6 protein-coding genes and 1 pseudogene are annotated in these 7,562 nt (G+C 35.4%); 2 read left to right on the plus strand and 5 right to left on the minus strand.

Translation table 11 applies throughout. The annotated features are described in order from the left end of the window. Positions 1 to 1,230 precede the first annotated feature (1,230 nt). From D5R40_RS36300 to D5R40_RS28520, 5 genes are all read right to left on the minus strand, one after another. On the minus strand, positions 1,231 to 1,383 hold the full coding sequence (locus D5R40_RS36300) for a hypothetical protein (protein ID WP_161564511.1): 153 nt from the start codon (positions 1,381 to 1,383) through the stop codon (positions 1,231 to 1,233). A gap of 47 nt (positions 1,384 to 1,430) precedes the next feature. Further along, complete coding sequence (locus D5R40_RS42950) at positions 1,431 to 1,628, minus strand: hypothetical protein (protein ID WP_161564513.1); 198 nt, start codon at positions 1,626 to 1,628, stop codon at positions 1,431 to 1,433. 609 nt (positions 1,629 to 2,237) lie between these two features. Then, complete coding sequence (locus D5R40_RS28510; protein WP_124144886.1) at positions 2,238 to 3,533, minus strand: TldD/PmbA family protein; 1,296 nt, start codon at positions 3,531 to 3,533, stop codon at positions 2,238 to 2,240. Positions 3,534 to 3,613: 80 nt separating this feature from the next. Further along, positions 3,614 to 4,474: a Tab2/Atab2 family RNA-binding protein gene (locus tag D5R40_RS28515; RefSeq protein ID WP_124155560.1), complete on the minus strand. Its 861-nt coding sequence runs from the start codon at positions 4,472 to 4,474 to the stop codon at positions 3,614 to 3,616. A gap of 931 nt (positions 4,475 to 5,405) precedes the next feature. Then, positions 5,406 to 5,609, minus strand: a complete 204-nt coding sequence (locus D5R40_RS28520; protein WP_124144884.1) for a TFIIB-type zinc ribbon-containing protein — start codon at positions 5,607 to 5,609, stop codon at positions 5,406 to 5,408. 1,120 nt (positions 5,610 to 6,729) lie between these two features. On the opposite strand from D5R40_RS28520, the gene D5R40_RS41555 reads away from it, so the two are divergent. Both D5R40_RS41555 and D5R40_RS36310 read left to right on the plus strand, forming a co-directional pair. Then, the gene (locus D5R40_RS41555; protein ID WP_275670368.1) at positions 6,730 to 6,861 is read left to right on the plus strand and encodes a hypothetical protein; all 132 of its coding nucleotides are present in this window, start codon (positions 6,730 to 6,732) and stop codon (positions 6,859 to 6,861) included. Positions 6,862 to 7,315: 454 nt separating this feature from the next. Next, positions 7,316 to 7,562, plus strand: a pseudogene (locus D5R40_RS36310) (hypothetical protein); the annotation flags it as partial.

Raw genomic sequence — 7,562 nt, forward strand, 5'->3', positions numbered from 1 at the left:
ACAGGAGACAGGAGACAGGAGACAGGAGGAAAATTACATGGGGATTCGCTCCCCCCAAGTAATGCGTGAACACCCCCGTTGACGGTGGGGTATTAAACCCACAAAGAAAATGATAAATATTGAAAAAAAAACAAATGATCTCAAATCCGTTTGATTGGACATCAAAAAAATCAGGACTTATATCATGTTCGGATAATCAGTTATAATAAACCTTCTGCCTTCTAAACTTGCTCTTTCCCTTCTGCCTTCTGCCTTTAGTCCACAGATATTATAAGTATTCAACCGAACATGATATTACGCAGTACCGCTATATACAGTGATAATTCCAGATATATCCACTATAATTAGTGCTGTTGCGTAAGTCCTGAAAATGCTCAAATCGTCATAACTACTAAATCTTTGTGATTCTCTCGCCTCCTGATCTCAAATTTGCTTAATTCGGTATAAAAAAATATTCCATCTGAGCACCATTGCCAAATCTTTCTTGATCTCCCCACCCTCCCCACACTATGAATCTAATTACACCAATGCTACCAGATTTTATATAACTCCTGACTCCTGACTCCTACTTCAAAAGATTTTATACCGATCACGACAGTAGTCATATCATGTCCGGTAGCAATTCATGTCCGGTCGCAATGACTTCTTACCCCCTCGCCGTCTCAAATGCTGATTTTTGATATTTTTTATCCCTTCTTCTCCTAACTTATTATATTTCTTCAGGATTTCTTTGGCATAATCATAATTGATTCCTACAGCGATTTGCTCGGCAACGCGAACGCGAACGCACTATTTTTTAGAGTCTACCCTAAGGAGAGTTCCCAAAGTAATACCAAATTCAAAAAAGGTCGTTACAGTATTAATCTCTAAATTCCGACCAGCAGAGAAAACCACTGTAGCAATATTTTATGAAATTGGTATAAGTGCCATCTTCTGGATTCTACAGAATCTTGACTTTTAAGGTACTTTTGTCTGAGTTCAAATGAACTCAAATGCGGAGCTAGATAAGCTTTCTTGGCCATTCAATTTATCCAGGTTATCTTCCTTGATGATAAAATGGTTTTGACAACCGGATTTAGTATTACTCTTCAAAGTTTTGAACTAGGAATAAAGCTGTTTTATGGTGGATTTCATCTATGAGATTTAAAATTAGAAATCTCATTCGATTAACTGCTTTTTTCATGGGTTGCTTGGTTTTAGATTTAGCCTTCGTTAATAAGCGAGATTAAATCATCTACAGTGATAGCAAAGTCTTTGAATTTTACCAATGTCACCGGAACCTATCCATCCTCCATTTATCTTGTCATCTCCCTTGCCACCAATAATGACATCATCACCAAGACCGCCATCTATTGTGTCATTACCGCTAGCTGCTTTTTTCATGGGTTGCTTGGTTTTAGATTTAGCCTTCGTTAATAAGCGAGATTAAATCATCTACAGTGATAGCAAAGTCTTTGAATTTTACCAATATCACCGGAACCTATCCATCCTCCATTTATCTTGTCATCTCCCTTGCTACCAATAATGACATCATCACCAAGACCGCCATCTATTGTGTCATTACCGCCACCACCTTCAAGAGTTTCTTTTTCATCTGAACCATTTATTTCATCATTTTTGAATAATATAGATGTTTTTTATTTGATCAGGATTGTAAAGCCTATTTAGAAGAAAATTAAAGAGTCAAGCAGAAAATTTATCAAATCTTTACTTTGTAAATATATATTAATATCTGGGATAATTAAGCTCTAATACAAGATCAGATTTTTCAACCCACATATAATCAAAAAGAACTTTCCTCTGTAACTTTTGTGGAAAGAAAGTATGTAAGATTTTTGTTAAAGATTTTTTTAGAGGCAAAAAGGGGAAATCGTTTTCTAGACAAAAATTATAGGATGCAGGAATTGTTGATTTATCCTCTATTTAACAAAAGAAGGATTAATACCGAATCCGAGAAGAAGTTAAAGTTCCACTTATAAGTGACTAAGGGGAGAAAGAAGTTCAACAATTAATAATTAATAATCACCTCTTCTGAAAACGGGTAGGATTGGCGAACATAATTTTTTTGATTTATTTATGCTAAAAAATAACAGGATTTAAGCCTTAATTATTCGATCGAGAAGTATCAGAAAGTATAGGACAGGATAAAATTTTTGATCGCTAACTAAGCGGATATGATATTACTATCAAAATCAAATTAAGAGCTAATAATAATTATTAATGATTGCGTAAGTAACTCAATCTATTCTGCTAATAGTAGATAATCCTTCTACAATTACATGGGGAGTATAACAAGAACCGTTCCATTCGCCGTCATTTCCCAATGTGACTAATTGCTTTAATGCTGTATAGACATTACCAGCAACCATTGTATTTTTAACTCTACCAACTACTTCACCTTTTCTCACACGATAGCCAAGTTCAACATTAATCGAAAAGTCACCAGAAATACCAGTACCACCACCCAGAATTTGGTCTACTATAATTGCATCATCCAACATAGTAGTTGATTCCTTTAGCGATCGCTCTCCTGGCTTAACTATAAAATTAAATAATTCTGGTGTAGGGTAGCTACCTAAATCTGGTCGGAACCCATTACCAGTAGTCCCACTCCCCAATAATCTGCCAGTAGTTCGGTCTGTATAAAACAATTGTAAAATGCCGTTTTGAATAAATACTATAGAACGAGCAGGAGTACCCTCATCATCAAAAGGACAACTAAACGGTCCTTCATCTGGTTCTTGAGAAATAGTAATATGTTTGTTAGTCACAACTTCCCCTAAGCGATCGCTCCAAGGAGAAGCACCTTCCAAAACTTGTTTGCCATTCAAAGCAGCAGAGAAAGTACCCCATAATAAATCTGCAGCTTTAGCCGTAAATAGAATAGGTACTCTACCTCTAGGAGGTATAACATTTTTTTGTGCCCAATCTAATCGTTGCAAGATTCTATTTGCTACTTTCCTGGGGTCAAGACCATTACGCTGAATTTGGCCATCAGATATATTTAATAAGTCGTCACCTCTGACCCAATCAGTTTCTACATAACCACTAAGGGTGGTATCTATATGATGACAATCTAGTCCTAGGGAATTAACTAAACGAGTAGATTCAATTTCGCAGTCCCATTCTCCATGACAAATCACATCTGGATAAACTTCTCGAATTAATGTGATCGCTTCTTTTCCCCAAGTTACAAGTTGTTCAACTGATATAGATATTCCTTGGTTAGGATAATATCGATTTTTCGCTTTCGAGGATAGTTCAATATATTCTGGTTGATTAAGACTACTTATAGACAGGGCAAGTTCTACTAAAGCTTTAGGTTCCACTGGCCCATGAGCTACAGCTATTCCTGGACATCCATTTCGCCAAAGTCGGAGCGCTATACCCTCTGACTGAGTGCTTTCTAGTTGTTTGAGTCGATTGCTTTCAAAAAATACGGGCCGGGAGTGTGATCGGGCTTGAAATACCTCTGCTGCCTCAGCTCCTGCTTTGGCAGCTACTTCTAGCAGTTGTTCTGCTAATTGGGTCATAAAATTCTGTTTGGGATTTATGATTTTGGACAATAGAGTTGTTAGTAGGATTTTACCAACGTCCAGTACCCAAAACTTAACTAGATATTAATTTCTTGCAGCAACCAAAAACCAGCAAACGATTCAGATTCTGGATTTGACTGTACAGCCAGAAAATGAACTTGTTTGACTTTCGACTTTGCTTCGGAAAATCTTTTAGCTTCCTCAATAGTTGATGAATTAGCTAGATTAGCTAAAATCCAACAATCATTACCTCCAGTTTCTAGAAGCAATCTAGCTGGGGGACCTGAATTAAATTTGACAAAAGCTAATTCTAATCCTGACATCCAAGCGGCTAAAGGTTTTGCCCTAGATGAATAAATAATTAAACCTGGAATCTGTAAATTGGGTGCAAGACCCATCATGCTCAGGGGAAAAGCTTCTTCAAAATCAATGTCCCACTCTGACATTTCTGCAAAAGCCTCAGCTTCTAAACTAACAAATGCCCATTTTTCTCCAATTAAGGCATCTGGTAGAGGTTGTGGTGCGGGACTCATGTATTGAATTGAAGGATTTGTTCCTGCTTGATAACTAGAATAAGTGGGATAAACTTCTTCCATTCGTTGTTGTAGCCACTGGTTGAGTGTGTAGGTGCGACGACTTAGAACCGCAGGTATGGCCATTTCTGCACAAGCTTTGGTAATCATGTTGTTCATTTGACGGCGGAAGAAGCGAATTTTTTGAGGTGCTTCTGGAGCATCAGCGATCGCTTTTTCAATGGCGCTCCGTAGCCAAATTGAGTTTACCTCTTGGTTACTTGTAAACTCAGAGTAACGATACAAAGAGTCTGTAGGATGATTAATATCTAGGGGACTTTCGCATATTAAGAGTTCCCAGAGTTTTTTTTGTCTTTCATCAAGTATTGGACGACTGTAAAAGTCTAGTTCCCAAATAGTTCCCATGCCTTACTCTTAAATTGATAGTACAGTTATTCTAAGCTATGGCAGGAAGGTATTATATCAGGCATGATAAATGTTTGTTACAAATACTTAGGGGACCTCTATCAGTCAGTAGTCAGCATTCAGCAGTCAGGAGAATATGTTCTTATATTATCTCCGGTTGAATAGTTGTAAATCACGAGGGAGTCATCAGGTAGGGTTGCCGTCGGTCAGGCAAAGTAAAGTCAAGAGTAAACAGAAGAAGAGGAGAAAGTTTGTCGTTCATCGCGTCAGCGGAACGGAGTTCTATCGGGACTTTAGCAAAAAAATAATTAAAAATCGCCTTAAACCCTTGCTGTGTAATGCTTTAACGTCAAAATAGCCTATTTCTTGATATATCTAGAGTTTGAGCCATTTTTAGCCCCTTGCTAGGGTTGAGTTTTAAGCCATTTTCACTGTCAAAAATATCAAAGTCCCGCTATCCAGATTGATATTACTTTAATTTGATTATTGGCGTTGCATCATCATGGGATGATTTTGATATGTGTCAAAAAATTTGTTTTAATCTATCAACATTTTCAGATGGGTGCAAATGTGATTATCATCCCGCAATTATACAACGCCTGATTATTTGTAATATGAAACATCAAAAATAATTCTACAGTTATTTCACAAAAGCTGAAATAAAAGTTGAGCAAGACGAGATAGTTAAACAACAATTTTACATGAAATACAAGTAATTATGCAATTTTCCAGTCTCCCAATCTCCCAATCTCCCAATCTCCCTAATCAATCATCTGTAGGAAGTATTAATCTATATTCATATAATATTCTTTTTAAAAATTAAAATATCAATTTTCAATTTTCGTACTAAAAAAAATAAGAAGCCTCAAAAAGACTCCTTTCCTTAATAGTATTTACAAACAAAAAAGGTTTTTCAGCGGATGGAAATAATCTATGCTGGGACATTTATTAATACTCTAGAGTTTTGTTTACGAGAACTTAACCAGTCTCCACGAGTCTGAAATACTTGAGAACGAGTTAATAGCATTAATTCTAAGTCAGGCATTTCTTCTCGACATCGTGGACAATACCAGTAAATAGTATTATGACGTGCATGGCGTAGTAATGTTGTAGAGCAACAAGGACAAGTGTGCATAATATACCTCAAATTTATTTGAAAAATATGACAAGATTTAACAACAAACCCCTAACAAATAACTGATGATTTTATCAGGGTAATTAAATATGAATAAATTATTGAAGCCTTGTATCTATATAGATAGGTTCAGCTACAAAAATCATAAAAATTGTGTTAAAAAACTTGAAATAAGCTTCTTTTAATTAACTTATATCTTCGCTATCTAGTGAGTAAACTTTGTAAAAACAAAATAAACTAAGCACTATTAAAAGCTGAAAAATCAATGGATATGTCTTCAGAGGTGTGCTTATAAATTAATGCAGAACTCGCAGAAAGAGTTAATAGAATGATATAAACTGATTGCACTTCTCTTATCTCCAAATGCCAATTTGATATTTATATCTCAGCTTTTAGGTCAAGTTGCTAACCTTGCCAATTAAGGTAATCTATAAATATGAAGAACTTGTGAAGATAGAGAAAAATGTCACAAAAGTTGACACTATAATAGCAATCCTAAATCGTTTGTAAAAAATCAAAAATATATCGAAAGTCTGAAACTCTTATCCCTAGTTCCCTATGCCTTTTTCTCTAGTCCCTGCCTATTCCCTTTTTGCCAGATATTTTTACACAACCGTACCAAGGAATGCTAAATCTAGATTTATATCTATGGAATAAAAGGAACACCTTAATTGATAGTAGGAAAGAAGGATGTATAGCAAATATTATTAGACTATTGGACATCTGACAGTAGTTTGCGACTTAATACAGGTATTTTTCCGAAATATAGCAGTCTCAGGAAAGCTTAGGACATATCAAAAGCTTAAAGCTCAGACAACGAAAATTTTTCCTTCTTTTCTCTCCTAGATAACTAAAGCCTTCCTTATTTCTTCTTCCTTCTGCTATATCTACTCTTTGAAACCATGGATTAGCTTCTATTCTGATTAAAGATTTCAAGCAGCAAAATATACTATTTTTTACTTTAAGACAGCAGGAAAAAATTATAATTTTCTTTCATAAGTAGGAATTGGTATTAGTTCAATACCGGGACTTTAGCAAAAAATGGTTTAAAAATAGTTTTAAACCCTTGCTGTATAATGCTTTAACGTCAAAATAGCCTCTTCCTTGATATATCTAGGGTTTGCGCTCAAAAGTCTTATGGGTGAGGGTAGGAGACAGGAGACAGGAGACAGGAGAAAAGGGTCGGGAGCGAGGAAGTAGGAGTAAGAATTTTCCCTTGATTTTTCTGCCCAACTCTGGCCGAAAATGCTAATTTTTTGAACCATTACGACCTAAAAGCTTGGAATTTTTCTAACTAAAAAATGCTAAAACCTTTATCTGTCAATGCTTTTAGATTTAATCAGTAAGCCCTATCTAGTTTTGAGCCATTTTTAGCTAGAGCAACGTATTTTCCTTGCTACCGTTGAGTTTGAAGCTATTTTTAACCTAAAAAATATCAAAGTCCCGATACTAGCATGAGTAACTAGAAAATCAGAAAAATCTTAACTGGGTATTTTAGTGTAGTATCTGAGTAAATTCTCTAGGATAGATATAATTTTTGAATACACATAAAAATCATTAAAGTTCAGTAATACTTCTGTTGAAGCATAGGTTTTTACTATTTATGATGATATTAGAACATCTACAATACCTGAATAGGTCATTATTTATAGATGTAACTTTTAGATTTATTCAAAAACATCGCAATATGAACTAACCTATCAACTATGAAAGATAAATTGACTCAAACTAATGTAGCTAGACTTCTAGGAGTATCTTTTCAGAGGATTCATACTCTGAGAATTAGGAATAAAATAAAGTTTTTTTGGGATGCAAACTTAAAGGCTTGGGTCACATCAGAGGAGCATCTTCAAAAATATCTAACTGAGAGAGGAAAAAGAGTAAATTTATCATCTCTTGAAGAAGGAGACAGGAGACAGGAGACAGGAGACAGGAGGAAAATTACATGGGGAT

It is taken from the genome of Okeania hirsuta (assembly GCF_003838195.1).
In the GTDB taxonomy this organism is placed as follows: domain Bacteria; phylum Cyanobacteriota; class Cyanobacteriia; order Cyanobacteriales; family Microcoleaceae; genus Okeania; species Okeania hirsuta.

Bases quoted from the DNA above. Each gene is read 5' to 3' on its own strand.
- D5R40_RS36300 (WP_161564511.1), bottom strand. From the start codon at position 1,383: ATGAAAAAAGCAGCTAGCGGTAATGACACAATAGATGGCGGTCTTGGT.
- D5R40_RS28520 (WP_124144884.1), bottom strand. From the start codon at position 5,609: ATGCACACTTGTCCTTGTTGCTCTACAACATTACTACGCCATGCACGT.
- D5R40_RS28515 (WP_124155560.1), bottom strand. From the start codon at position 4,474: ATGGGAACTATTTGGGAACTAGACTTTTACAGTCGTCCAATACTTGAT.
- D5R40_RS28510 (WP_124144886.1), bottom strand. From the start codon at position 3,533: ATGACCCAATTAGCAGAACAACTGCTAGAAGTAGCTGCCAAAGCAGGA.